Annotated in this window: 25 protein-coding genes; 19 read left to right on the forward strand and 6 right to left on the reverse strand. The window is 73.3% G+C overall.

What is annotated here, in order from left to right:
* On the reverse strand, window positions 1-503 hold a 503-nt coding region (locus tag J5Y09_RS21660), incomplete at its 3' end, for a toll/interleukin-1 receptor domain-containing protein (protein ID WP_209353947.1).
* Window positions 504-641: 138 nt separating this feature from the next.
* Here J5Y09_RS21660 and J5Y09_RS21665 point away from each other — a divergent pair.
* The 3 genes from J5Y09_RS21665 to J5Y09_RS21675 are packed head-to-tail and all read left to right on the forward strand — an operon-like array spanning window position 642 to window position 3780.
* Window positions 642-2363 (forward strand): tetratricopeptide repeat-containing protein, encoded by a 1722-nt coding sequence (locus J5Y09_RS21665; RefSeq protein ID WP_209353948.1) that lies wholly within the window; start codon window positions 642-644, stop codon window positions 2361-2363.
* Window positions 2360-3079: a Crp/Fnr family transcriptional regulator gene (locus J5Y09_RS21670; RefSeq protein ID WP_209353949.1), complete on the forward strand. Its 720-nt coding sequence runs from the start codon at window positions 2360-2362 to the stop codon at window positions 3077-3079. The genes J5Y09_RS21665 and J5Y09_RS21670 overlap by 4 nt, the downstream gene beginning before the upstream one ends.
* 44 nt (window positions 3080-3123) lie before the next feature.
* Window positions 3124-3780, forward strand: a complete 657-nt coding sequence (locus tag J5Y09_RS21675; protein ID WP_209353950.1) for a M35 family metallo-endopeptidase — start codon at window positions 3124-3126, stop codon at window positions 3778-3780.
* A 3-nt stretch (window positions 3781-3783) separates the two neighbouring features.
* Here J5Y09_RS21675 and J5Y09_RS21680 read toward each other — a convergent pair whose 3' ends face one another.
* The 4 genes from J5Y09_RS21680 to J5Y09_RS21695 form a co-directional block, all read right to left on the reverse strand.
* Window positions 3784-4944: an MFS transporter gene (locus J5Y09_RS21680; RefSeq protein WP_209353951.1), complete on the reverse strand. Its 1161-nt coding sequence runs from the start codon at window positions 4942-4944 to the stop codon at window positions 3784-3786.
* A 48-nt stretch (window positions 4945-4992) separates the two neighbouring features.
* On the reverse strand, window positions 4993-6060 hold the full coding sequence (locus J5Y09_RS21685; protein WP_209353952.1) for an NAD(P)-dependent oxidoreductase: 1068 nt from the start codon (window positions 6058-6060) through the stop codon (window positions 4993-4995).
* Between the two features lie 68 nt (window positions 6061-6128).
* Window positions 6129-6458, reverse strand: a complete 330-nt coding sequence (locus J5Y09_RS21690) for a c-type cytochrome (protein ID WP_209353953.1) — start codon at window positions 6456-6458, stop codon at window positions 6129-6131.
* A 79-nt stretch (window positions 6459-6537) separates the two neighbouring features.
* Complete coding sequence (locus J5Y09_RS21695) at window positions 6538-7287, reverse strand: SDR family NAD(P)-dependent oxidoreductase (protein ID WP_209353954.1); 750 nt, start codon at window positions 7285-7287, stop codon at window positions 6538-6540.
* An 86-nt stretch (window positions 7288-7373) separates the two neighbouring features.
* Between J5Y09_RS21695 and J5Y09_RS21700 the strand changes: the two genes are divergently transcribed.
* From J5Y09_RS21700 to J5Y09_RS21775, 16 genes are all read left to right on the forward strand, one after another.
* The gene (locus tag J5Y09_RS21700; RefSeq protein WP_209353955.1) at window positions 7374-8141 is read left to right on the forward strand and encodes an SDR family NAD(P)-dependent oxidoreductase; all 768 of its coding nucleotides are present in this window, start codon (window positions 7374-7376) and stop codon (window positions 8139-8141) included.
* 13 nt (window positions 8142-8154) lie between these two features.
* Window positions 8155-9366, forward strand: a complete 1212-nt coding sequence (locus tag J5Y09_RS21705; protein WP_209353956.1) for an acyl-CoA dehydrogenase family protein — start codon at window positions 8155-8157, stop codon at window positions 9364-9366.
* Window positions 9359-10345 carry a phosphotransferase family protein gene (locus J5Y09_RS21710; protein WP_209353957.1) on the forward strand — a complete coding sequence of 329 codons (987 nt, stop codon included), beginning with the start codon at window positions 9359-9361 and terminating at the stop codon, window positions 10343-10345. The genes J5Y09_RS21705 and J5Y09_RS21710 overlap by 8 nt, the downstream gene beginning before the upstream one ends.
* Window positions 10335-10682, forward strand: a complete 348-nt coding sequence (locus tag J5Y09_RS21715) for a DUF6285 domain-containing protein (protein ID WP_209353958.1) — start codon at window positions 10335-10337, stop codon at window positions 10680-10682. The genes J5Y09_RS21710 and J5Y09_RS21715 overlap by 11 nt, the downstream gene beginning before the upstream one ends.
* Before the next feature lie 5 nt (window positions 10683-10687).
* On the forward strand, window positions 10688-12298 hold the full coding sequence (locus tag J5Y09_RS21720; RefSeq protein WP_209353959.1) for an AMP-binding protein: 1611 nt from the start codon (window positions 10688-10690) through the stop codon (window positions 12296-12298).
* A 386-nt stretch (window positions 12299-12684) separates the two neighbouring features.
* Window positions 12685-13464 (forward strand): SDR family oxidoreductase, encoded by a 780-nt coding sequence (locus J5Y09_RS21725; RefSeq protein WP_209353960.1) that lies wholly within the window; start codon window positions 12685-12687, stop codon window positions 13462-13464.
* Window positions 13461-13853, forward strand: a complete 393-nt coding sequence (locus J5Y09_RS21730) for a dihydroneopterin aldolase (protein WP_245217321.1) — start codon at window positions 13461-13463, stop codon at window positions 13851-13853. The genes J5Y09_RS21725 and J5Y09_RS21730 overlap by 4 nt, the downstream gene beginning before the upstream one ends.
* Window positions 13854-14148: 295 nt before the next feature.
* Window positions 14149-16044, forward strand: a complete 1896-nt coding sequence (gene uvrC, locus J5Y09_RS21735) for an excinuclease ABC subunit UvrC (protein WP_209353962.1) — start codon at window positions 14149-14151, stop codon at window positions 16042-16044.
* A 13-nt stretch (window positions 16045-16057) separates the two neighbouring features.
* Window positions 16058-16684, forward strand: a complete 627-nt coding sequence (pgsA, locus tag J5Y09_RS21740) for a CDP-diacylglycerol--glycerol-3-phosphate 3-phosphatidyltransferase (protein WP_209353963.1) — start codon at window positions 16058-16060, stop codon at window positions 16682-16684.
* Window positions 16685-16737: 53 nt separating this feature from the next.
* A complete protein-coding gene (locus J5Y09_RS21745) occupies window positions 16738-17364 on the forward strand; it encodes a hypothetical protein (protein WP_209353964.1) in 627 nt (208 codons plus the stop codon).
* An 8-nt stretch (window positions 17365-17372) separates the two neighbouring features.
* Window positions 17373-17624 (forward strand): molybdopterin converting factor subunit 1, encoded by a 252-nt coding sequence (gene moaD, locus J5Y09_RS21750; protein ID WP_209353965.1) that lies wholly within the window; start codon window positions 17373-17375, stop codon window positions 17622-17624.
* A gap of 1 nt (window position 17625) precedes the next feature.
* On the forward strand, window positions 17626-18078 hold the full coding sequence (locus tag J5Y09_RS21755) for a molybdenum cofactor biosynthesis protein MoaE (protein ID WP_209353966.1): 453 nt from the start codon (window positions 17626-17628) through the stop codon (window positions 18076-18078).
* On the forward strand, window positions 18075-18443 hold the full coding sequence (locus J5Y09_RS21760) for a VOC family protein (RefSeq protein WP_209353967.1): 369 nt from the start codon (window positions 18075-18077) through the stop codon (window positions 18441-18443). Before J5Y09_RS21755 ends, J5Y09_RS21760 begins: the two co-directional genes overlap by 4 nt.
* Before the next feature lie 142 nt (window positions 18444-18585).
* Window positions 18586-19887, forward strand: coding sequence for a hypothetical protein (locus J5Y09_RS21765; RefSeq protein WP_209353968.1), 1302 nt, complete (start codon window positions 18586-18588; stop codon window positions 19885-19887).
* Between the two features lie 70 nt (window positions 19888-19957).
* A complete protein-coding gene (locus tag J5Y09_RS21770; protein ID WP_209353969.1) occupies window positions 19958-21367 on the forward strand; it encodes a hypothetical protein in 1410 nt (469 codons plus the stop codon).
* Entirely contained in the window at window positions 21316-22059 is a 744-nt protein-coding gene (locus tag J5Y09_RS21775; RefSeq protein ID WP_209353970.1) for a sulfite exporter TauE/SafE family protein, read from the forward strand. The genes J5Y09_RS21770 and J5Y09_RS21775 overlap by 52 nt, the downstream gene beginning before the upstream one ends.
* Here J5Y09_RS21775 and J5Y09_RS21780 read toward each other — a convergent pair.
* Window positions 22052-23038 carry a cyclase family protein gene (locus J5Y09_RS21780; RefSeq protein WP_209353971.1) on the reverse strand — a complete coding sequence of 329 codons (987 nt, stop codon included), beginning with the start codon at window positions 23036-23038 and terminating at the stop codon, window positions 22052-22054. The two genes, J5Y09_RS21775 and J5Y09_RS21780, sit on opposite strands and share 8 nt — an antisense overlap.
* Window positions 23039-23110 lie beyond the last annotated feature (72 nt).

Consider the following 23110-nt stretch of genomic DNA (forward strand, 5'->3'; position numbering starts at 1 on the left):
GGCCCCGCCGTGGCCGGCGCGGGACCGCTGCCCTGGGACGCCGCGCGCGCCGCGGCCACCAGCGCCGCCGCCTGGGCGCGCGGCAGTTCGATCGTCGCATCGGCCGCGAGGGCGAGCCGCACGCCCGCCGCCAGCGCGTCCGCGTGCTGCTCGATCGGCGGGGGGAAGGCGTTCAGCCAGTGGGAACCTGCCAGGTGCAGGCGCAGCGCGCCGCCCGGCTGGCAATCCTCGACCCGCACCGGCACCAGCGCGAGGCCCTGCGAGACCGCCGTGACGACCTCGTTGCGGACATGGACGGACGCGGCGGTGTGGCGGGACAGGACCAGCACCATGGCATGGGCCCGGCCGATCGCGGTGAGGATCGCCTCGCCCCAATCCTCCCCCGCGCGGACGTCGCGCGGCGCCATCCAGCAGGGGATGCCGCGGGCTTCGAGCGCGACGCAAACCGCATCGGCCGCGGCGCGGTCGGCGGAGGCGTAGCTCAGGAACACGTCATGCGGCATGGGCGGCGTCCGGAACGCCGCCGTTCTGGCACAACCGGCGCGCGCGCGCCATCGCGCGGACGCGGCGCGCCGGGCCGCATGGACGCGGCGGGGCAACGGCTTCTAGGATCATCCCGATCCGCGCGGCAGAACCCATCGATGTCCGATCCGCTCGCGGAGGTCCTGGCGCTGGAGGCCGAGGGCCTCCTGCTTTCCGCCCACGACCGGGCCATGGCCGCGCTCACCGAGCGGCCGGGCGACCCGGCGCTGCGCTACCGCGCCGCGCTGACGATCGCGCGCGCGGGGGCGACCGGCCGCGCGCTCGACCTGTTCCACGAGTTGCGGCTGGACGCCGAGACGGATCCGGAGATCGCCGCGCTCGGCGCGCGGCTGATCAAGGACCGCGCCTTCGAGACTCCGGCCGCCGCGCGCGGGCCGCTGCTGGCCGAGGCGGCGCGCCGCTACCAGGCGCTGTGGCGCAAATGGGGGGAAGGCTGGCACGGCGTGAACGCCGCGGCGCTGCGCATGCTCGCCGGCGCGCGGGAGGAAGCGGCCGCGATCGCCACGGAGGTGCTCCGCACGCAGCGCGACAGCGGCGACTACTGGTCCGCGGCGACCGAGGCCGAGGCGCTGCTGATCGCCGGCCGCAACACCGAGGCCTGGCGCGCGCTGGAACGGGCCGAGGCGCGTGCCGGTTCCGACCTGTCCGCGCGCGCGACGACGCGGCGGCAGATGCGGCGCGAAGCGGCCTTCCTGGGCCTGCCGCCCGGCTTCGTCGATGCGCTGCGCATCCCGCGCGTGCTCCACTACACGGGCCACATGCCGCGCCCGGGCCAGGACGACCCGGCGATCGAGGCGCTGCTCGGCGCCGCGCTGGACGCCGTCATCGCCACCGAGAACATCGGCATGGCCTTCGGCGGGCTGGCCGCCGGGCTCGACATACTGGCCGCCGAGGCGCTGCTGCGCGCGGGGATCGTGCCGCGCGTCGTGCTGCCCTGCGACGCCGAGACCTACGAGACCGCGTCCGTCGCGCCCGCGGGGGAACGCTGGGTGCCGCGCTTCCGCGCGCTGCTGCCGCGCGTGCGGCTGATCCAGCTGGATGAACGCCCCTTCGCGGGCGACGACCTGCACCTTGCCATGGCGGCGCGGCGGGCGATGGGCCTCGCCCGGCTCCATGCCCGCCACCGCGACGCCGAGGCGGTCCAGGTCGCCGCCTGGGACCGCGGCCCGCAGCGCGGCGCCGCCGGCACCGCCGCCGATGTCGCGGCCTGGACCGGGGCCGGCGCGCGGTCCGTCTTCATCGGCTGGCCCTGGCCGCGCGACATGGCGGCCGAGGCGCCGCCGGAACCCCGCCGGCGCCCGATGGCGGTGCTGTTCGGCGACCTGCCGCGCTTCAGCGCGCTGGACGATGCGGGGCTGGCCGATTTCTACGAAGGTCCGCTCGCGGCAATGGGCGCGGCGCTGGACCGGCATCCCGCGCTGTACCGCAACGCCTGGGGCGACGCGGTGCAGATCGCCTTCGCCGATGCGCGCGAGGCCGCCGCCTGCGCCTTCGACATGCGCGCCGCGCTGGAAGGCCAGGACCCGCCGATCCATCCGCGCTTCGCGATCGATTTCGGCCCGCTGCTGCCGGTGCACGACGCGGTGCAAGGGGTGGGCAAGTATTCCGGCCGCGCCATGACGCGCGCCGCGCGGATCGAGCCCGTCACGCCGCCCGGGCGCATATTCGCGACGGAAGCCTTCGCCTGCGAGGTCGCCCTGCTGCCGCGCGGCAGCGTCCTCGCCTGCGACTATGCCGGCCGCATCCCGACGGCCAAAGGGTTCGGGTCACTGCCGCTCTATGCGGTCAGGCGCGCCAGCGCAGAGGAGGGATGGGCATGAGCGATACGCGCCTGGTCGAGGACCTCGCCAGGATCAACCTGTTCCGCGACCTGCCGGCGGCCGCGCTCGCGCGCCTCGCGGACGGCGCGCGGCGCATCGCGCCCGCCGACGGCGCGCCGCTCTTTGCCCAGGGCGACCCGCCGGACGCGGTCTTCGCGGTGCTGGAGGGCAAGGGCCGCGTACGCGTCGGCGCCCCGGATTCCGCCGCCAAGCGCCTGATGGTCGAGGTCTTCCGCACCGGCGACGTGTTCGGCGAGATCGGCGTGCTGGACGGCGCGCCGCGCAGCGCGGACGCGCTGGTGATGGGGGAGGTCCGGCTCGTGCGCATCTCCGCGCAGGCCTTCCTCGAGACCGCGGAGGCGGAGCCGGCGCTCGGCCTGGCGCTGGCGCGCGTGCTCTCGGCACGCCTGCGGCGCACCTTCGGCCTGCTGCAGGACGCGACCTTCGCGCCGCTGGAAGTGCGCCTCGCCCGCCAGGTGCTCTACCTGCTCAAGACCGACTCGGTGAAGACGGAACGCGGCGTACGGCTCGCCGCGCGCTTCCGGCAGGGGGACCTCGCGGACCTGCTGGGGGCGACGACGCGCAGCATCATCTCGATCCTGAACGCGTGGCGGAGCGCCAACCTCGTCTCCTACGACACGGAGAAGGCGTATCTGTTCGTGCTGGACGAGGCGGGGCTGCAATCCGTCGCGGCAGGGCCGCGCGACGGGGGATGAAGCGCTTCATGGCGTGGTCGGGCGAAGCATGCTCGAAGCGGCGCATGTTTCGCCGCCCGACGGTCCTTGCCGCGCTGCTCCTGGCCGCGCCGGCGCTTGCCGACCTGCCGACCGAGAAGCCCCCGGCGCTGGCCCCCCCTGGGCAGGTGCTGACGGTCGAGGCGCCGACGTCCAAGCCGCCGCCGCTGGAACGCACCGCCGCGGACATTCCCGGCCCGGCCTGCGTCGAGGCGCATCGCGCGCTGATCGACGACGCGATGGCCGAGGCGCGCCGTCGCCTGCCCGAGGCGATCCGGCTGGTGCGCGACGAGCCCGACCATCCGCATATCCGCCGCTGGTTCGGCGACGCGCCGCGCAAGACCATCCGCATCACGCTGGAACTGACGCTCGCGCGGCTCGAGGACATGAGCGGCGTCGACCTGCGCTGCAACGACCCGCCGGGCTGCCCGGGCGGGCGCTTCGCCTATGCGCGCGAACGCGACATGGTGCTCGGGCTGTGCGCGCCCTTCTTCCGCGCGCGGATGGACGGGACGGATTCGCGCTGGGGCATCCTGATCCACGAGGCGTCGCACCTGGCGGCCAATACGCGCGACCATGCCTACCGCCCGAACGGCGCGCTGGCGCTGGCCAAGGAGAATGCCGCGCGCGCCGCCGAGAACGCCGACAACTACGAATATTTCGTCGAGACGCTGCCGCGCTGAGCCTCAGGCCCGCGCGCGCAGCACGAACAGCGCGCCCAGCGCCGCGAGCCCGAGCGCGAAGGTGAGCCACAGCGCCTGCGCGCCATAGGCGTCGACCAGCAGCCCGAAGCCGAAGGGGGCGAGCGCCTGCGCCGCCCGCGCCGGCGCGGTGACGACGCCCTGCCGGTGCCCGTAGCCCGCGGGGCCGAACAGCGCGAGCGGCAGCGTCCCCCGCGTGATGGTCAGCATCCCGTTCCCCGCGCCGTGGATCAGCACGAAGATCGCCGCCATCGGCGCCCCGCCGGCCAGCAGCACGACGACCGCGACAGGATGCGCCGCCGCGGCGATGCGCGCTGAGACGAGTGGGCTGACCTTGCGCAGGAAGCCGAATTCCAGGATGCGCGCGCCGACCTGCGCCGGGCCGAGCAGCGCGCCCGCCGCCACCGCCGCCGCCGCCGTCGCCCCCGCCGCCTGCAGCACGCCCGGCAGATGCGCGCCCAGCGCGGCGGCCGAGAACCCCGCCGTCGCCAGCACGAAGGCGAGCAGCGCCATGTCCAGCACGCGCGGGGCCGCATCCGCCCCGCCCGCCGCGCCGGCGCCGGCCTTGGCGGGCGGCGGGGCGCGCGGGATCAGCAGGCGGTTCAGCGGCAGGCCGAGCACGACATGCAGCGCGGCCCAGCCGAGGCAGGCGCCGCGCCAGCCCCATTCCGCCTCCATCAGCGCCGAGGCCGGCCAGCCCACCGTGCTGGCGAAGCCGGCGATCAGCGTGATGCCGGTGATGCTGTTCCGCGCCTCCTTGCCATACAGCCCGGCAAGGGTGGCGAAGGCGGCGTCGTAGAGGCCCATCGCCATCGCCACGCCCATGATCGCCCAGGCGAGGCAGAAGACAGGCAGGCCGGGCGAGACCCCCATCAGCGCGAGTCCCGCCGCGAAGACGAGGTTCGAGACCGCGAGCACGTCCCGCCCGCCACGCTGGTCGATCGCCCGCCCCGCCGCGGGGCCGAGGAAGGCGGTCAGCAGCAGCGCGGCCGAGAAGACGCCGAAGATGGTGGCGCGGGAGACGCCGAATTCCGTCGCGATCGGCGCGGCGAGAATGGCCGGGATGTAGTAGGAGGAAGCCCAGGAGAGGGTCTGCGTCGTGCCGAGGACGGCGACGGTCACGGCGCGGCTGGGGGCGGCGGTCATCGGGCCCATCCTCGGCCCGGCGCCCGCCGCCGCCAAGGGTGGATCAGGTCAGGCGTGATCCGTCAGGTCGCGCCCGAGCGCGGCGCGGTAGCGGTCCGCCACGCGTGCCTTGACCTCCGGGTTGATGATGCGCGGGGGGAAGCGGCCGGCGGCGAAGGCCAAGAAGGCTTCCGCCGCGATGCGCGTGATCATCGCCCGGCTTTCATGCGTCACGCCCGCCGTGTGCTGGGTGCAGATCACGGCGGGGTGGGAGAGCAGCGGGTGGTCCTTCGGCGGCGGCTCCTGTTCCCACACATCGAGGCCGGCGGCCGCGATGTGGCCCTTCTGGAGTGCCGCGAGCAGCGCGCCCTCGTCATGGATGGACCCGCGCGCGGTCGTCACCAGCACCGCGCCCGGCTTCATGGCGGCGAAGGAATCGGCGGCCATCATCGCGCGGCTTTCCGGCGTCAGCGGGCAGTGCAGCGAGACGATGTCGCATTCGGCCAGCATGGCGCGGAGGTCGTCCATCTTCTCCGCCCCGCGGTCGGCGACGGTCGCGGCATCCACATAGGGGTCGTAGGCCAGCACGCGGCAATGGAAGGCGGCATTCAGGATGGCCGCCGTGCGCGTACCGACATTGCCGATGCCGACCAGGCCCACCGTCTTGCCGTAGAGGTTGCGGCCCATGAATTCCTCGCGGCGCTGCGCCCGGCCCTCGCGCATCGCCGCGTGGCATTCGGGGAAGCGCTTCAGCAGCGCGAGCATCATGCCGACCGCGTGTTCCGCCACCGCTTCCGCGTTGCCGCCGGCCTGGTTGACCAGCAGCACGCCGGCGCGGGTGCAGGCGCCGGGCTCGATCGTGTCGTAGCCCGCGCCCTGGGACGCCGCCATCAGCAGGTTGGGCAGCCGCGCGAGCAGCGTGTCGTTGACGTGGAAGGGCTTGGGCAGCTCGTCGCGGGAAGCGCGGACATAGTAGCCCTGGCAGGTCTCGAGCACCTTGAGCGCCGCTTCCTCCCCATCGTCCAGCGTCAGGCGCACCACCTCCAGCGCCGGGTCCTTGGCCGCGGTGTCGAGGAAGGACTGGTGCGGCACCTTCACGAGGTAGCCGATGCGGAAGCGGGCGGGCGATGCGGACACTCTGGCGTTTCCCCTGCGGTCTTTCGTCCTGGGTAGCGCGGGACGGGCAAGGGCGCCAGACGGGGGGGTCAGCGCCGCAGCGTCAGCATGTAGGCGACGAGGTCGTCCATCTGGTCCCGCGTCAGCCGGTAGTCCGGCATGTTCGCGTGCGGCGATTGCAGGAAGACGCGCAGCGACATCGAGGTGGTCGACGGCATGCGCGCGATGGCCTGGAATTGCGGCGCGGTGTCGCTGACCGGGCCGGGGCCGCCGGGCGCGACCTGGTGGCAGTTCGCGCACCAGGTGGCGGCCAGACGCTGCCCGGCACGCGCATCGCCGGCCTCCGCCTGGGCCAGGGCCGGCGCCGCGGCGCCGAGGAGAAGCATCAGGGCCACCGCGCCGCGCATCCGGGTCTCCATCGCTGGTTTCCCTGCTTGTGGCGGCACGGCACCCCCGCCGCCATGACGTGGCGCAAGATTCCGCGGCCAGGCGGCCCGATCAGGCCAGATAGACGCCGCCATTGATGTGGTAGACCTGCCCCGTGATCCATTCCGCCCCCGGGGAGGCGAGGTAGACCATCAGCCCCGCGATCTCCTCAGGCCGCCCCATGCGGCCGAGCGGCAGGGCCTTCGCCATCTCCGCCAGTTCCGCATCGCTGTTGCCGTAGCGCGGCTGCGCCGTGTCGGTCAGGCCGGGCGCGATCGCGTTCACCCGGATGCCGTGCGGCGCGAGTGCCAGCGCCATGGAGCGCGTGATGCCGATGACGCCGGTCTTCGTCGCCGAATAGTGCACGCCGAGCACCGCGCCGCGGACGGAGGAGGAGGAGAGGTTCAGGATCACCCCCTTCGTCCCCGCCGCCACCATGTGCCGCGCCGCCGCCTGGGCGCAGAACGCGCTGCCCTTGAGGTTGACGTCGAGGACGCGGTCCCACTCGGCTTCCGTCATCGTGAGGAAATCGACGCGCGGGAAGATGCCGGCATTGTTGACCAGCACGTCGATGCGGCCGAGGCCGGCGACCGCCGCATCGACCAGCGCGGCGCAGGAGGCGGCGGTGCCGACATCGCCGCGCACCAGCACGGCGCGGCGGCCGGCGGCGCGGATGTCGGCGGCCACGGCCTCGGCCGCCGCCTCGTCGTCCAGCCAGTTCACCGCCACGTCGCAGCCGGCGGCGGCGAAGGCGCGGGCGGCGGCGGCGCCGATGCCCTGCTGCGCGCCCGTGACGAACACGGCCCTTGCGGTATCGGCCATCGCACCCTCCTGCTTCCGGGCCATCCTCGCGGGGCTTGCCTGCCGGCGCAACGGGTGGCACCCACCGCGCGAGGGAGTAGGGACGCATGGACATCGCCGGGCTGTTCTCGCTGGAAGGCCGCCGCGCGCTGGTGACGGGCGCCTCGGGCGTGCTGGGGGCGCATTTCGCGCGCGTGCTGCACGCGGCGGGCGCCTCGGTCGCGCTCGCGGCGCGCCGGATGGAAGCGACGGCGGGGCTGGCGGCCGAACTCGGGCCACGCGTGGTCGCCGTGCCGCTCGACGTGACGCGGCCGGAGACCATCGCGCCCTGCTTCGACGCCGCCGAAGCGGCGCTGGGCGGGCCCTGCGACATCCTCGTCAACAATGCCGGCATCGCGGTCACCAAGCCTTTCCTCCAGCAGGGGATCGAGGATTGGGATTCGGTGCTGGAGGTGAACCTGCGCGGCTGCTTCCTCGTCGGCCAGGAAGCGGCCCGGCGGCTGGCCGCGGCGAAGCAGCCGGGGTCGATCGTCAACATCGCCTCGGTGCTGGGCGAACGGATCATTCCCGGCGTTGCCGGCTACACCGCGGCCAAGGCCGGGCTGCTGCATCTGACGCGGCAGATGGCGGTCGAGCTTGCCCGCTACGGCATCCGCGTGAACGCGATCGCGCCCGGCTATGTCGCGACCGACATCAACCGCGACTTCTTCGCCTCCGAGCCAGGCCAGGCGATGATCAAGCGCATCCCGCAGCGGCGTCTCGGCACGCCCGAGGAACTGACGGGCCCGCTGCTGCTTCTCGCCTCCGCCGCCGGCGCGCACATGACGGGTGCCACGGTCACGGTCGATGGCGGGCATTCGGTCAATCCGCTCTAGGGAACGTCACGCCATGGATTTCGTGCTGCCGCCGGAGATCGAGGATTTCCGCCTCCGCATCCGCCGCTTCGTGGACGAACGGCTGATCCCGCTGGAAGCGGACCGGGCGAATTACGACGAGCATGAGAACATCGCGACGGATGTGCTCGCGCGCTTGCGTGCCGCCGCGAAGGCCGAGGGGCTGTGGGCGCTGCAGATGCCGAAATCCGTGGGCGGCCAGGGGCTCCCGCGCATCGGCATGGCCGCCTGCTATGAGGAGATGAACCGCTCCATCTTCGGCCCCGTGGTGTTCAATTCCGCCGCGCCCGACGACGGCAACATGATGATCCTCGACCGCGTGCTGCCGGAGGCGATGAAGGCAGAATGGCTGATGCCGATCGTGCGCGGGGAGGTCCAATCCGCCTTCGCCATGACCGAACCGGATGGCTGCGGTTCCGACCCCGGCCTGACCTACACGCGGGCCGAGCGCGTGGGCAACGACCGCTGGCGCATCACCGGGCGCAAATGGTTCATCACCGGGGCGGGCAACGCGAAGATCTTCATCATCATCGCCCGCACCTCCGACGACGAGCGCAAGGGGCTGTCCGCCTTCCTGTTCAAGTCCGACACGCCCGGCTGGCGCATCGTCCGCCGCATCCCGATCATGGGGCCGGAGGAACATGGCGGGCATTGCGAGCTGGAATTCGACGGGCTGGAAGTGCCGGACTCCCAGCTGCTGATGAATGTCGGCGACGGGCTGAAGCTGACGCAGATGCGCCTCGGCGTCGCGCGGCTGACGCATTGCATGCGCTGGACGGGCCTCGCGCGCCGCTCGCTCGAGATCGCGATGGAACGGATCAAGCAGCGCGATTCCTTCGGCCAGAAGCTGATCGACCGCGAAAGCGTCCAGGGCCTGGTCGGCCAGGCGGCGATGGAGATCGAGATCGGCCGCCTGCTGACCATGCGCGCCGCCTGGGCGCTCGACCAGGGGTCCTTCGCGCGGAAGGAGGTGTCCATGGCCAAGATCGTGGTCGCCGACGCGCTGCAGAAATCGGTCGACACGGCGCTGCAGCTGCTCGGCGCGCGCGGCTATTCCAAGGACACGGTGATCGAGTGGATCTACCGCTACGCCCGCCAGGCGCGGCTGGTGGACGGCGCGTCGGAGGTGCATCGCATGGTGCTCGCGAACCTGCTGCGCGCCGAGGGCGACGGCTTCTTCCGCTGGGGCCAGGCCGGGCATGGATGAGGCGCGCCGCGCCCGCCTGACCGACTGGCTGCGCGCCGCCGCGGGCGACACGACGCTCGCCATCGAGGGCATGGCGCTGCTCTCGGGCGGCGCCATCCAGCAGAACTGGGCGCTCGATGCCTCCGGCGGGCGGGCCTGGGTGCTGCGCACGGACAATGCGGCCACGCTCGCCGTCAGCCACGGCCGCGCCCAGGAATTCCGGCTGTTGCGCGCCGCGCACGGCGCCGGCGTGACGGTGCCGGAACCGCTGTTCCTGTGCGAGGACGCGGCGGTGACGGGCGCGCCCTTCTTCGTCATGCGGCGCGTCGCGGGCACCGCGGCGGCGCATCGCGTGGTGAAAAGCGAGACGCTGGGCGGCGGGCGCGAACCCTGCGCGCGCGCGCTCGGGCGCGAACTCGCGCGCATCCACACCATCCGCCCGCCGCGCGCGGACCTCGCCTTCCTCGGCGAGGCGCCGTCCGACCCGTGCCGCGCCTTCGTCGCCGACCAGCGCGCCGCACTCGACCGGCAGCGCCATCCGCGCCCGGTGCTGGAATGGGGGCTGCGCCACCTGGAGCGCACCGCGCCGCCGCCCGTCGCCCCCGTGCTGGTCCACAACGACTTCCGCACCGGCAACATCATGCTGGACGAGGGCGGCGTGACCGCGGTGCTCGACTGGGAATTCTCCCTGTGGTCGGACCCGCATGCCGATCTCGGCTGGCTCTGCGCGAAGTGCTGGCGCTTCGGCAACGACGCCCACGAAGCCGGCGGCATCGGCCCGCGCGCGGCGCTGTACGAAGGCTACGGCCAGGTGGACGATGCCCGCGTACGGTGGTGGGAACTCGCCGCGCATATCCGCTGGGCCTCGATCGCGGTCGACCAGGCGGAACGCCACATCTCCGGCGTCGAGCGCAGCCTCGAACTCGCGCTGACCGGCCACATGGTCCCCGGGCTGGAATGGGAGATCCTGCGCATGGTGGAGGCCCGCGATGCTGCGTGAACCGCCCGAGGGCCCGAACCTGCTCGCCACCGCGCGCGAGGTGCTGCTGAACGACATCCTGCCCGCCCTGCCGGCCGACAGGGCCTTCGCCGCGCGCATGATCGCCAACGCCATGGCGATCGCCGGGCGCGAAGCCGCGCAGGATGGCGGCTGGCTGTCCGATGCCACGGCGCGCGTGGCGGCGCTGGCGGGCGACCAGCGCGCCTTCGCCGCCGCCATCCGCGCCGGCGGCTTCGACCCCGGCACGCCCGGCCATGCGCAGGCCGCCGCGCTGCTCGACGACATGACGCGCGCGCGCTGCGCGGTCAGCGCGCCCCGCGCGCTCGGCAAGGGATGAGGCCGATGGACGACGACCTGCCGAAATCCGCCGCCAACCACGTCCCGCTCTCGCCCGTCTCCTTCCTCGCGCGCGCCGCGCGGATCTGGCCGGGGCGCAGCGCGATCATCCACGGCGCGCGGCGCATCACCTACGCGGCGCATTTCGAGCGCAGCCGGCGCCTCGCCTCCGCGCTGCGCCGCGCCGGCGTCGCACCGGGCGACGTCGTGGCGGCGCTGCTGCCGAACATCCCGGAGATGCTCGACGCGCACATGGCAGTGCCGATGGCGCATGCCGTGCTGTGCCCGATCAACACGCGGCTCGACGCGCCGACGGTGCGCTTCATCCTCGGCCATGCGGGCGCGAAGGTGCTGCTGCTGGACCGGGAATTCGCCGCGCTGGCCGCCGCGGCGCTCGAAGGCGCGGCTGCGCGGCCGCTGGTCGTCCTCGTGGACGACCCCGAAGGCCCCGGCGGCGCCGAGATCGACGCGACGCCCTACGAGGACTTCATCGCCGGCGGCGACCCGATGTTTCCCGTGGAACCGCCGGGCGACGAATGGGCGGCGATCTCGCTCTCCTACACCTCCGGCACCACGGGCGACCCCAAGGGCGTCGTGGTGCATCACCGCGGCGCCTATCTGAACGCCTGCGGCAACGCGCTCGCCTTCGGGCTGTCGCCGCGCAGCGTCTATCTCTGGACGCTGCCGATGTTCCACTGCAATGGCTGGACCTACACCTGGGCCGTCACCTTGCAGGGCGGCACCCATGTCTGCCTGCGCCGCGTCGATCCCGCGCGCATCTTCGCGCTGATCGCCGAACACGGCGTGACCCACCTGTGTGCCGCGCCCGTGGTGCTGACCATGCTGATCCACGCGCCGGAGGGCCAGCGCCGCGCCTTCCCGCACCGCGTCGGCATCGCCACCGGCGGCGCCGCGCCGCCATCCCCCGTGATCGCGGCGATGGAGGGAATGGGCTTCGACGTGACGCACCTGTATGGCCTGACGGAGTGCTACGGGCCGTCGCTGCTGTGCGCCTGGCAACCGGAACTCGCCAACCTGGCTCTTCCCGACAAGGCCGCCTTCATGGCCCGCCAGGGCGTGCCCCTGCCGACGCTGGAAGACGCGACGGTGCTGGACGCTGAGACCGGCGCGCGCGTGCCCGCCGATGGCGCCACGCTCGGGGAGATCGCGCTGCGCGGCAACACGGTGATGAAGGGCTATCTCCGCAACCCGAAGGCCAATGCGGCGGCCTTCGTCGACGGCTGGTTCCGCACCGGCGACCTCGGCGTGCTGCACCCCGACGGCTACATCGAGGTGAAGGACCGCGCGAAGGACATCGTCATCTCCGGCGGCGAGAACATCAGCAGCCTCGAGGTCGAGGAAGCGCTGTACCGCCACCCCGACGTGATGGAAGCCGCCGTCGTCGCCCACCCCGACGAAAAATGGGGCGAGGTGCCGCACGCCTTCGTCACGCTCAAGCCCGGCGCGACGACGAGCGTGGCCGAGATCGTCGCGCATTGCCGCGCGCATCTGGCGCATTTCAAGGCGCCGCGGCACGTGACCTTCGGCCCGCTGCCGAAGACGGCGACGGGCAAGATCCAGAAGTTCGAGCTGCGGCGCGCGCTGCGCGAAGGGTAGCGCGCTACTTCCCCTGCGGCTGCGGCGCCGGCTGCGGCTTGGGCGCAGGCGGCCGCGGCGGCGTGGACGGGCCGGAGATCACGTCGAAATCATATTCGGTGCGCTTCATGGCAGGCCTCTGTCTGGTCCTGCCGCTCTACCCTGTTCGGTCCTGTCGGAAGCGGGGAGGTCCCCCGAAACGCGAAAGCCGCCAGGGCTTGGCGGCTTTCGGGGAAATGGTCGCGAGACGTCCCTCAGGCCGCTGGTGGATACCAGCGGTACCAAAATCGAACGGTCGGGATGCGCGTCGCGTCCATGGCCGGACCGTAACGCCGCGCGCCATGACAACGCAAGCACCGATCGCGCCCCCCTGACGCTTCGGGCGGGACGCGCTACATCGCCCGCGCATGACAGGACCCGTCCCCGACACCATCCCTCGCGCCGCCCTCGTCACCGGCGGCGCGAAGCGCCTCGGTCGCGCCATGGCGCTCACGCTTGCCGAAGCCGGCTTCGACGTCGCGATCCACTACGCCGCCAGCGCCGCGGAAGCGGAGGCGACGGCGGACGCGGTCCGCGCCCTCGGCCGCCGCGCCGTCACGCTGCGCGCCGAACTCGGCAACGAGGCGGAGGTCGCGCGCCTGGTCCCCGAAGCCGCGGCGGCGCTCGGGCCGATCGGCGTGCTCGTGAACAACGCCTCCACCTTCGAACGCGACGAGTGGGACGACGCGACGCGCGAGAGCTGGGATCGCCACATCGAGCCCAACCTCCGCGCGCCCTTCGTGCTGGCGCAGGCCTTTGCCCGCGCGCTGCCGAAGGGGCGGGAAGGCGTGGTGGTGAACATGCTCGACCAGCGCGTCTGGTCGCTGACGCCGCATTTCGTCTCCTACACCGTCTCCAAGGCCGGGCTCTGGGCGATGACGCAGTCGCTCGCGCTGGCACTCGCGCCGCGCATCCGCGTCAACGCGATCGGGCCGGGACCGGCCCTGCCGAGCCCGCGCCAGACCGCGGAGCAGTTCGCGCGGCAATGCGCCTCGGTGCCGCTGCGCCGCGGCACATCGCCTGAGGAAGTCGCCCGCGCCCTGCTCGCGATCCTCGCCCTGCCGTCGATGACGGGGCAGATGATCGCGCTCGATGGCGGGCAGCACATGCAATGGTCGCCCGCGACGGGCACGGAGCCCGAGGAATGAATTTCGCCCCCGATGCGGCGCGCGGCCTGCGCCATGTCTTCGTGCGCGGCCTGACCGTGCAGGCGCGGCTCGGCGTGCACGCGCATGAGGAAGCGCGCGCGCAGCGTGTGGTGATTGGCATTGATCTCGCCGTTCGAGACGAATCCGCGCCCACGGGCGAAGGCGCCGATGAACTTGCACGCGTCGTCGACTATGGCGCGGTGGCCGCGACCGCGCGGAGGATCGCCTGCGCGGGCCATGTCAGGCTGGCCGAAACCCTCGCCGAACGTATCGCCGTGGCGCTCCTGGACGATGACAGGGTTGCGCGCGTTCGCGTCCAGGTGGAAAAGCCCGACGTGCTTCCTGACGTCGCGAGCGTGGGTGTCGCGGTCGAGCGGTCACGCAATTGAGACGGGCGATACCCGCATTTTGTCCACTGTCGGTTTCGACCCGCAGGCGCGACGCTGCAGGGCCTCGGCGCTTCCCACTTGACGCCCGCGTTCATCAGCGCGTAATAAAATTATGCTTTAAATTCAATGGGATAAGTGATTCCGGCTTTGGCGCTCAAATTCGCGGCACCACCCGGAAACCTAAGTGCAATGCCGCACACAGCCCCCTCCCCGCGAATACGCCCACAGACTTGTCCACAGCTTTGGTGGACAATCGCCGCGCTGCCATGAACAGCGCCACGGGATGACGCAGCCCATGCCGGACGCGCCCGAACCGCCGCAGATCACCGATGGCCTCGCCGTGATCGAGGCCGCGCTGCCCAACCTGCCGCTCGCCCCGGGCGTCTATCGCATGCTCGATGCGAAGGGCGATGCCTTGTACGTGGGCAAGGCGCGCTCGCTGCGGAAGCGCGTCACTTCCTACACGCAGGTCGCGCGCCTGTCGGAACGGCTGCGCCGCATGGTGTTCGAGACGCGCAGCCTCGAGATCGTGACCACGGGCAGCGAGGCCGAGGCGCTGCTGCTCGAGGCGAACTTCATCAAGCGCCTGCGCCCGCGCTTCAACATCGTCCTGCGCGACGACAAATCCTATCCGTGGCTCGTCATCACCGACGACCATCCCTATCCGCAGATCGCCAAGCATCGCGGCGAACGGCGCAAGGGCGCGTCCTACTACGGCCCCTTCGCCTCGGCCTGGGCGGTGAACCAGACCATCACGGCGCTGCAGCGCGTCTTCCTGCTGCGATCCTGCCGCGACACCGTCTTCGACAGCCGCACGCGGCCCTGCCTGCTGTTCCAGATCAAGCGCTGCTCCGCACCCTGCGTCGAGCGCGTCTCCCTTGACGACTACGCCGCGCTGGTGCGGGAGGCGAAGGAATTCCTCTCCGGCGGCACGCCGTCCATCCAGAAGCGCCTGGCGGCCGAGATGGAGCAGGCAGCCGAGCAGCTGGAATTCGAGCGCGCCGCCGCGCTGCGCGACCGCATCCGCGGCCTGACGCATGTGCAGGGCAAGGACCGCGTGAACCTCGAAGGCGTGGGCGATGCCGATGTCGTCGCGCTGCACCAGGCGGCCGGGCAGTCCTGCGTGCAGGTCTTCTTCTTCCGCGGCGGCCGCAACAACGGCAACCGCCCCTACTTCCTCAGCCACGCGAAGCAGGACCAGACGGCGGAGGAGGTGATGGGCACCTTCCTCGCCCAGTTGTACGACGACCTGCCGCCGCCGCCGCTCGTCCTGCTCTCCCACGAACCGCCCGAAGCCGGGCTGATCGCCGAGGCGCTCTCGCTCAAGGCCCATCGCAAGGTGGAACTGCATCGCCCGCAGCGCGGGGAAAAGCGCGAAGCGGTCGAGCACGCCGCGACCAACGCGCGCGAAGCGCTGGAACGCCGGCTCGCCGAGGGCACGGCGCAGGCGCAGCTGCTCGACGGCGTCGCGGCCATGTTCGGCCTGCCCGCCCCGCCCGAGCGCATCGAGGTCTACGACAACAGCCACATCCAGGGCACGAACCCCTATGGCGTGATGATCGTCGCCGGTCCCGGCGGCTTCACGAAGCAGGCCTACCGGAAATTCTCGATCAAGTCGGCGCAGGGCAATGACGACTTCGCCATGATGCGGGAAGTGTTCGAACGCCGCTTCGGCCGCGCGCTGCGCGAGGATCCGGGGCGGGAGAGCGACGCCTGGCCCGATCTGGTGCTGATCGACGGCGGCGCCGGCCAGCTCTCCGCCGCGCAGTCGGTAATGGCGGAACTGGGCGTGGAGGACGTCCCGCTCGTCGCCGTCGCCAAGGGCCCGGACCGCGACGCGGGGCGCGAATGGTTCCACATGGCCGGGCGGGAGCCGGTGCAGCTGCCCCCGCGCGACCCGGTCCTGTACTACCTGCAGCGCCTGCGGGACGAAGCGCACCGCTTCGCCATCTCCGCCCACCGCGCCGGGCGATCGAAGGCGCTGACGAAGTCCGAGCTGGACGAGATCCCCGGCATCGGCACGGCGCTGAAGCGCAAGCTGCTCAACCATTTCGGCTCGGCGCGCGGGGTGCGGCAGGCCGGGCTCGCCGACCTCGAGGCCTGCCCGGGCATCGGCCCGGCCGTCGCGCGTCGCATCCATGAGCATTTCCACCCCGGCGCCGCGGTGGCCCCGCGCGGCGGGACCGGCTAAGGAACGGGCTGACATGCCCACCGACCTGCCCAACCTGCTGACGCTGTCCCGGATCGCCGCGATCCCGGTGCTCGTCGCCTTCGCGGCGGTCGGGGCGCCCTGGGCGGACATGGCGGCCTGCGTGGTCTTCTCGGTCGCGGCCATCACCGACTATTTCGACGGCAAGATCGCGCGCGACCGCGGCGTCACCTCCTCCTTCGGGCGGATGCTGGACCCGATCGCGGACAAGCTGCTGGTCGGCGCCGCGCTGATGCTGCTGGTCGGGCTCGACCGGCTGTCCCATGCCGCGCTGTATCCCGCCATCGTGATCATGCTGCGGGAGATCATGGTCTCCGGCCTGCGCGAATACCTGGCCGAGCTGCGCGTCGGGCTGCCCGTCACGCCGCTCGCCAAGTGGAAGACCGGGGTTCAGATGGGCGCGCTCGGCACGCTGCTCGCCGGCGATACCGGCGCGGGCGTGATCGGCCTCGGTTTCCTGCCCGTCTCGATGATCGGGGAGGCCGGGCTCTGGGCGGCCGCCGCGCTCACCCTCGCGACCGGCTGGGACTACATCCAGGCGGGCCTGCGTCACGCGGGCGAACAGGATGCCCGGCCCGCGGTCGCCGAGCGGCCCGCCGGCGAGACCACGGCGCGGCCTTGAGACGACGCGGCCGCGGGCGCATCTTCACAACCATGAGCGCGGAGCGACACCCCATGCGTAGCGGAACGGCGGCCGGCCTGCTGCTCGCCACCACGCTGCTGGCCGGCTGCGGGCCGGACTGGCAGCCCTCATGGAACATGAGCAGCCAGCCGCCGGTGCCCGGCGACAGCCTCACCATCCGGCGCGTGACGGGGCAGGAGGCTGAATTCTCCCCGCTGCGGAGCGAGTCGGTGCAGGATCTCCGCCTGTCGGCGGGGGAACTGCGCTCCTCCATCCCCACCGGGCCCGAGGCCGCCATGACCGGCGCCCCCGACTACCGCCCGGTGCCGCGCCCCGACATCGAGCGCCAGACCGCCCCGCCGCGCCCCGCCTCCCAGGCGCCGGCGCCGCGGGTGGGCAGTTCCACCCCGCCGCCGGTCATCTCCCCGCCCCCGCCCGCCCCCGCGCCGCGTCCGCCCGCCACCACCGCCGTGCCGCGGGACCGCGACGCGCCGCTGCGGGACGGCACCGTCGTGACCATCCCCGGCCAGCCTTCCGGCGTCGTCACCAACAGCACCGGGCGCGTGTCCACCTTCACCCAGCCGGGCAACCCGGCCGGGGGCGTCGCCGTCCAGGATGGCGGCACCACCACCGTCATCCAGCCGGGCGGTCGCGTGACGACCATCCCGACGCCGCGCTGAGGCAAGCCATGCGCGTCCTCTATTTCGCCTGGCTGCGCCAGAAGGTCGGCACCGCCGAGGAGGAGGTGGCGCCGCCCGAGGATGTGCGCGACGTCGGCGGCCTGATCCGCTGGCTCGCTGCGCGCTCCCCCGCCCATGCCGCCGCCTTCGCCGACCCGCGCCAGGTGCGCGCCGCGGTGAACCAGGATTTCGCGACCCCGGACCACCCCGTCGCGGCGAATGACGAGGTGGCCTTCTTCCCGCCCGTCACGGGGGGATGAGATGGCGCGCGTGCTGGTGCAGGACGCGGCCTTCGACACGGGCGCCGAGACCGCGGCGCTGACCGCGGGGCGCACCGATGTCGGCGGCGTCGCGACCTTCCTCGGCGTCTGCCGCGGCGATGACGGCCTCGCGGCGATGGTGCTCGAGCATTATCCCGGCATGACGGAGCGCGCGATCGCGCGCATCGCCGCGGAAGCGGAAGCACGCTGGCCGCTGACCGGCTGCACCGTGATCCACCGCGTCGGGCGCATCCTGCCGGGTGAGCCGATCGTGCTCGTGCTGACCGCCTCCGCCCACCGCGCCGCCGCCCTGGAATCCTGCGCCTTCCTGATCGACTGGCTCAAGACCAAGGCGCCCTTCTGGAAGCGCGAGGAATTCTCCGGCGGCGCGCATCGCTGGGTGGAAGCGCGGGCCGAGGACGAGGCGGCGGCCGCGCGCTGGGCCGGCGCGTGACACCTGCGCCGCACCTGGTCTCGATCGTCATTCCCTGCCGCGACCTGGTCCGCCAGCGCGGCTTCTACGAACGCATCCTGCAGCGCCAGCCCACGGAAGCGCGGGCCGGTCTCGTGCGCTTCGAGCTCGGGCATCTGAGCCTGGTGCTGCGCGCGCGCGGCGACGCGCTGTTCCCGCGTGAGGGCGACCCGGGCGTGATGCTCGGCTTCCGGCTGGAATCGCAGGACGAGCTGGAACGCTGGCACCGGCGGCTGCTGATGGCGCAGGTCGCGGTGCTGGAACCGCCGACGGCGCAGGATGGCGGCGGCGCGGCGCTGCATGCCGCGGATCCGGAGGGGAACGTGCTGTGCCTGATGGCGGGGTGAGGATGGGGGGGAGAAGGGAACTTCTCCCCCCCGGCCCCCCCCTCAACCTTCTTTGTCGGTCGGGGACTGACCTTGGAAGTCAGTTCCCAAAGGACGGGAAAGGGAGGGGGGCCGGGGGAGATTCACCCTCCCCCGCGCTGCCATGCTGAGCATCCTCCTCGGCGCCGCGCTGCTCGCCTGGCCCGCCCTGCTCAACGGCTATCCGCTGGTGTTCAGCGACACCGGCGGCTTCCTGCACCAGACGCTCGGCCCGCTGATGCTGTGGGACAAGCCCTGGGTCTATGGGCCGCTGCTGCACGCCTTCCACTGGCGGGTCTCCCTGTGGCTGCCGATGGCCGCGCAGGCGCTGATGCTCAGCCACCTGCTGTGGCTGGCGCAGCGCGCGCTGCGCGACGGCGCGACGCCGGGCGCGCATCTGCTGGTCTGCGCGCTCGCGGCGCTGACGACCGCGCCCTTCACCGTCGCGCTGCTGATGCCCGATGCCTTCGCGCCGGCGCTGGTGATCGCGCTCGCGCTGCTCGGCTGCGCGCGGGATGCGCTGTCGCGGGCCGAGGCAGCCTATCTCGCCGTGCTGTCGGCGCTCGCCATCGCCGCGCATCTCGCCCACCTGCCGATCGCGCTCGCGCTGCTGCTGCCCGCGCTGGTCTTCGGCGGCCTGCGCGGCGCGCTGCGCGTGGCGCTGCCGCTGGCGGGCGCCGTGCTGCTGCTGCTCGGCACGAACTGGGTCGGGCATGGCCGCGCCGCGCTGTCCCCGCACGGCGCGACCTTCATGCTGGCGCGGCTGCAGGCGGATGGGCCGGCGACGGCGGTGATCCGCGCGCGCTGCCCCGCTTCCGGCTGGTATCTCTGCGCCTTCGCCGACCGGCTGCCGATGGACGCCAACGACTTCCTCTGGGCGGCGGACAGCCCCGTGAACCGCGATGCCGAAGGCCGCGCGCGCTTCCTCGGCGGCGCGCTGCTCTCGGCCGAGGCCGGCGCGATCGTGGCCGAGACGCTGCGCGCCCATCCGCTCGCGGTGGCCGAGGCGATCCTGCGCAACACGCTGCGGCAATCGGTCACGGCGGGCATCGGCGACACGCTCGGCGCCGATCACCTGGCCGCCGCGCTGCGGCCGCGCATCGCCGAGGGCTTCCCCGCGCGGGAGCTCGCCGCCTACGACGCCGCGCTGCAGCCGCGGGACGCGCTGCGCGCGGCCCTGCCGCCGCTGGGGACGCTGCACGCGGCGCTGCTGGTCGTCGGCCTGCCGCTTTTGCTGTTCGGCGCCGCCCGGTCGGGCAGCCGGCGCGCGATCGCCTTCGCCGCCGTGATCGCGATCGGCCTGCTGGCCAACGCGGCCGCCACCGGCGGGCTCTCGGGCGTCTTCCCGCGCTACCAGGCGCGGATCGCCTGGCTGCTGCCGGTCGGCGCGCTTCTCCTCCTCCTGCCGCGGAGACGCGCTGCATGACCGCCGGGACCATCCAGGCCGCGAGCCGACCACCCAGGGAGCGACCCGGCGAGACCCGGGCGCGCGGCGCATGAGCACCTTCCTCGTCGTGATGCTCGGCGCCGCGATGCTCGCCTGGCCGGCGGTGCTGAACGGCTATCCGCTGGTCTTCATCGACAGCGTCTCCTACCTCGGCCAGACGCTGTTTCCCGAATGGCCCTGGGACAAGACGCCGGCCTATGGCGCCGTGCTGCACCTGTTCCATTGGGGCGTGTCGCTGTGGCCGGCGCTCGGCGCGCAGGCGCTGATGGTCTCCCACCTGCTGTGGATGGCGCAGCGCGGCGCGCGCGGCGACGCGACGCCGGGGATGCACCTGCTGGTCTGCGCCGTGCTCGCGGCCGGCACGGCGGCGCCCTGGTTCGCCTCGACGCTGATGCCCGACGTCATGGCCGGGGTCGCGCCGCTCTGCCTGCTGCTGCTGGCCTTCGCGCGGGACAGGTTCTCCCTCGCGGAGGTGGTGTGGCTGACGCTGCTCGGCGCCGTCGCGATCGCCTCGCACCTGTCGCACCTGCCGACGGCGCTCGCGCTGGTCGTCTTCGTGGCGCTGGCGACGCGCCGCCTCCTGCCGATCGCGCGGGCGGCCCTGCCCGTGGGGCTCGCGGTGTTCGGCCTGCTCGTGGCGAATTCCTGGGCCACCGGCCGGCCGGCGCTGTCGCCGCATGGCGCGGTGTTCCTGCTCGCGCGGCTGCAGGCGGACGGGCCGGCGGCGGCGACGCTGCGCGCCCATTGCCCGCGCGCCGGCTGGGAACTCTGCGCCTTCGCGCGGAACCTGCCGATGGACAGCGACGCCTTCCTCTGGGATCCGCGCTCGCCGCTGAACCGCACGACGGACGGGCGGCCGCTGGCGATGGGCGGGATGCGCCGGTCGGGCGAGGCCGCGGAGATCGTCGCGCGCACCTTGTCCGAACGCCCGGCGGAGGTCGCCGACGCGATGGCGCGCAACGCCCTGCGCCAGGCGCTGCTGTTCGAGGTGGGCGACACGCTCGACAACACGCATCTCGCCGCCTCCGCGCGGCGGGCGATCGACCGGCTGCCGGCCGGGGAGCGCGCCACCTTCGATGCGGGCATGCAGATGCGCGGGGAACTGCGGGAGGCCGCGGCGCCCTTCCTCCAGCCGCACCGGATGCTGGTGCTCGCCGCGCTGCCGCTCGCCCTGTTCGCCCTCGCCCTGTCGGTCTGGCGGCGGGACTGGGTGCGCGCCGGGCTCATCGGCGGCGTGCTGGTGGCGGTCGCCGCCAACGCGGTCGCGACCGGCGCGCTCTCCGCGCCCGTCGACCGCTACCAGGCGCGCATCGTGTGGCTGCTGCCGCTCGCGGCGCTGCTCGGCCTCGTGCCGCGCTTCGGCGCGGGCCTTATCGACGATGCGCGGATCCGCGCGAGGATGAGCGCATGGCGGACCTCCTCCTCATCCTCCCGGTCTTCTTCCTTGCCGGCCTCGTGAAGGGCGTGGCGGGCTTCGGCCTGCCGACCGTCTCCATCGCGCTGCTCGCGCTGATGCGCCCGCTGCCGGAGGCGATGGCGCTGATGCTGGTGCCGTCGCTCGCGACCAATCTCTGGCAGGCCTTCGCCGGCGGCACGCTGCGGCAGGTCGCGCCGCGCATCGGGCCTTTCCTCGCCTGCGCGGCGGCCGCCTGCTTCCTCGCCGCGGGGCTGCTCGCGCGCGCGGATGTCGCGCTGCTGTCGGGCCTGCTCGGCATCACGCTCGTCGCCTCGGCCGCCTTCGCGCTGGCCGCGCCGTCTCTCCCCGCCCCCGCGCCGCGCGCCGAACGCTGGCTCGGGCCGCCGATGGGCGCGGTCTCGGGCGCGATCGCGGGGCTGACGGGCAGCTTCCTGGTGCCCGCCGCCCCCTGGCTGCAGGCGATCCGCCTGCCGCGCGAACAGTTCGTGCAGGGCTTCGGCCTCGGCGTCGTGCTGGTGAACGGCGCGCTGGCGGCGGGGCTCGCTGGCGGGGGGATGCTGCCGGCCGGGCTCGGCCTCGCCTCCCTCGCCGGCCTCGCGCCCGCCTTCGCGGGCATGGCGCTGGGGCGGCGGGTACGGCTGCGGCTGGACGAGGCCGCCTTCCGCCGCACCGTCCAGGTGGCGCTCGGGCTGCTCGGGCTCTGGCTCGCGCTGCGCGGCTTCGGGGCTACCTGATCGCCAGCGCGTTGCCGGGGCTGCCGATGCCCCCGCGCAGGTGGAGCGGCGCGGCGGTGAAGAAGGCGGTGAAGCGGCCGGTCGCGGCGCTGTCCGCGGCGAGCGCCTCCAGGTCGAAGAACTCGCCGAGGCAGAGGCCGAGCCGCGCGATCGCCAGGTGCAGCGCCGGCTTCCAGGGGAAGATCGGCCAGGCCTCGACCGTCGGGTTGTCGGCCGCGACCGCCGCGATGCCGGCATCCCAGAGGAAGCGCCACATCGGTTCCTGCCCGTCGAGCCCTGAATAGTCCCGCGCGCCCGCCTCCCCCTGGATCAGCAGGTGCCGCGCGGCCGCGCCGGGCGCGGCGCGGAAGGCCGCGAGCCAGCCCGTCCGCACCAGCAGGATGTCGCCCGGCCGCAGCGCCACGCCCTGCGCGGCGAGGCAGGCGACGAGGTCCTCGGCCGTCGCGCGCCGCCCGCCCATCGGGCCCCAGTCCCGCCCCGTGCGGGCGAAGTGCCGGGGCAGGTCCGCCAGCACGCAGCGCCCCGCCATGCCATGCGCCAGCGCCTTGTCGATGCCGTTGCGGCTGGCCGCCCCGTGCATGATCGAGGCGAGCGGCGCGTGGTTGTAGAAGCCGTGCGTCGGGTCGGCGAAGTGGCTCAGCCCGTCCCATTGCGTGCTGGCCTGGAGCCAGAACCCGTCCAGCCGGTCGTCGCGCGTCACGCGGCCAGGATGTTCCTCGGCCACCATCACGGGCGTGGGCGCGGCACGGCGGCGATGGGCGCCGTCCAGCGCGGCGCCGAAGGGTTCGTCCAGCGGCAGGTTCAGGTTGAAGCGGCGCCCGTCGCGGATCTCCTCCCGCGCTGCGGCGACCGTCGCGTCGGTGATGCGGTTGAGCGTGCCGACCTCGTCCGCCGGTCCCCAGACGCCCCAGGCGAGCGGCAGGCCGGTCGGGTCGTCGGCGGGGCGGGGCAGGTCGTCGTAGCGGGGCAGGGTTGGCATGCGGTGACTCAGCCTCCGAGGACGACACGGTGCATGATGCGCCCGGGCATCGGCGTGAAGCCGCCGGCGATC

The sequence above is a fragment of the Roseomonas nitratireducens genome, from assembly GCF_017813355.1.
GTDB lineage: Bacteria > Pseudomonadota > Alphaproteobacteria > Acetobacterales > Acetobacteraceae > Neoroseomonas > Neoroseomonas nitratireducens.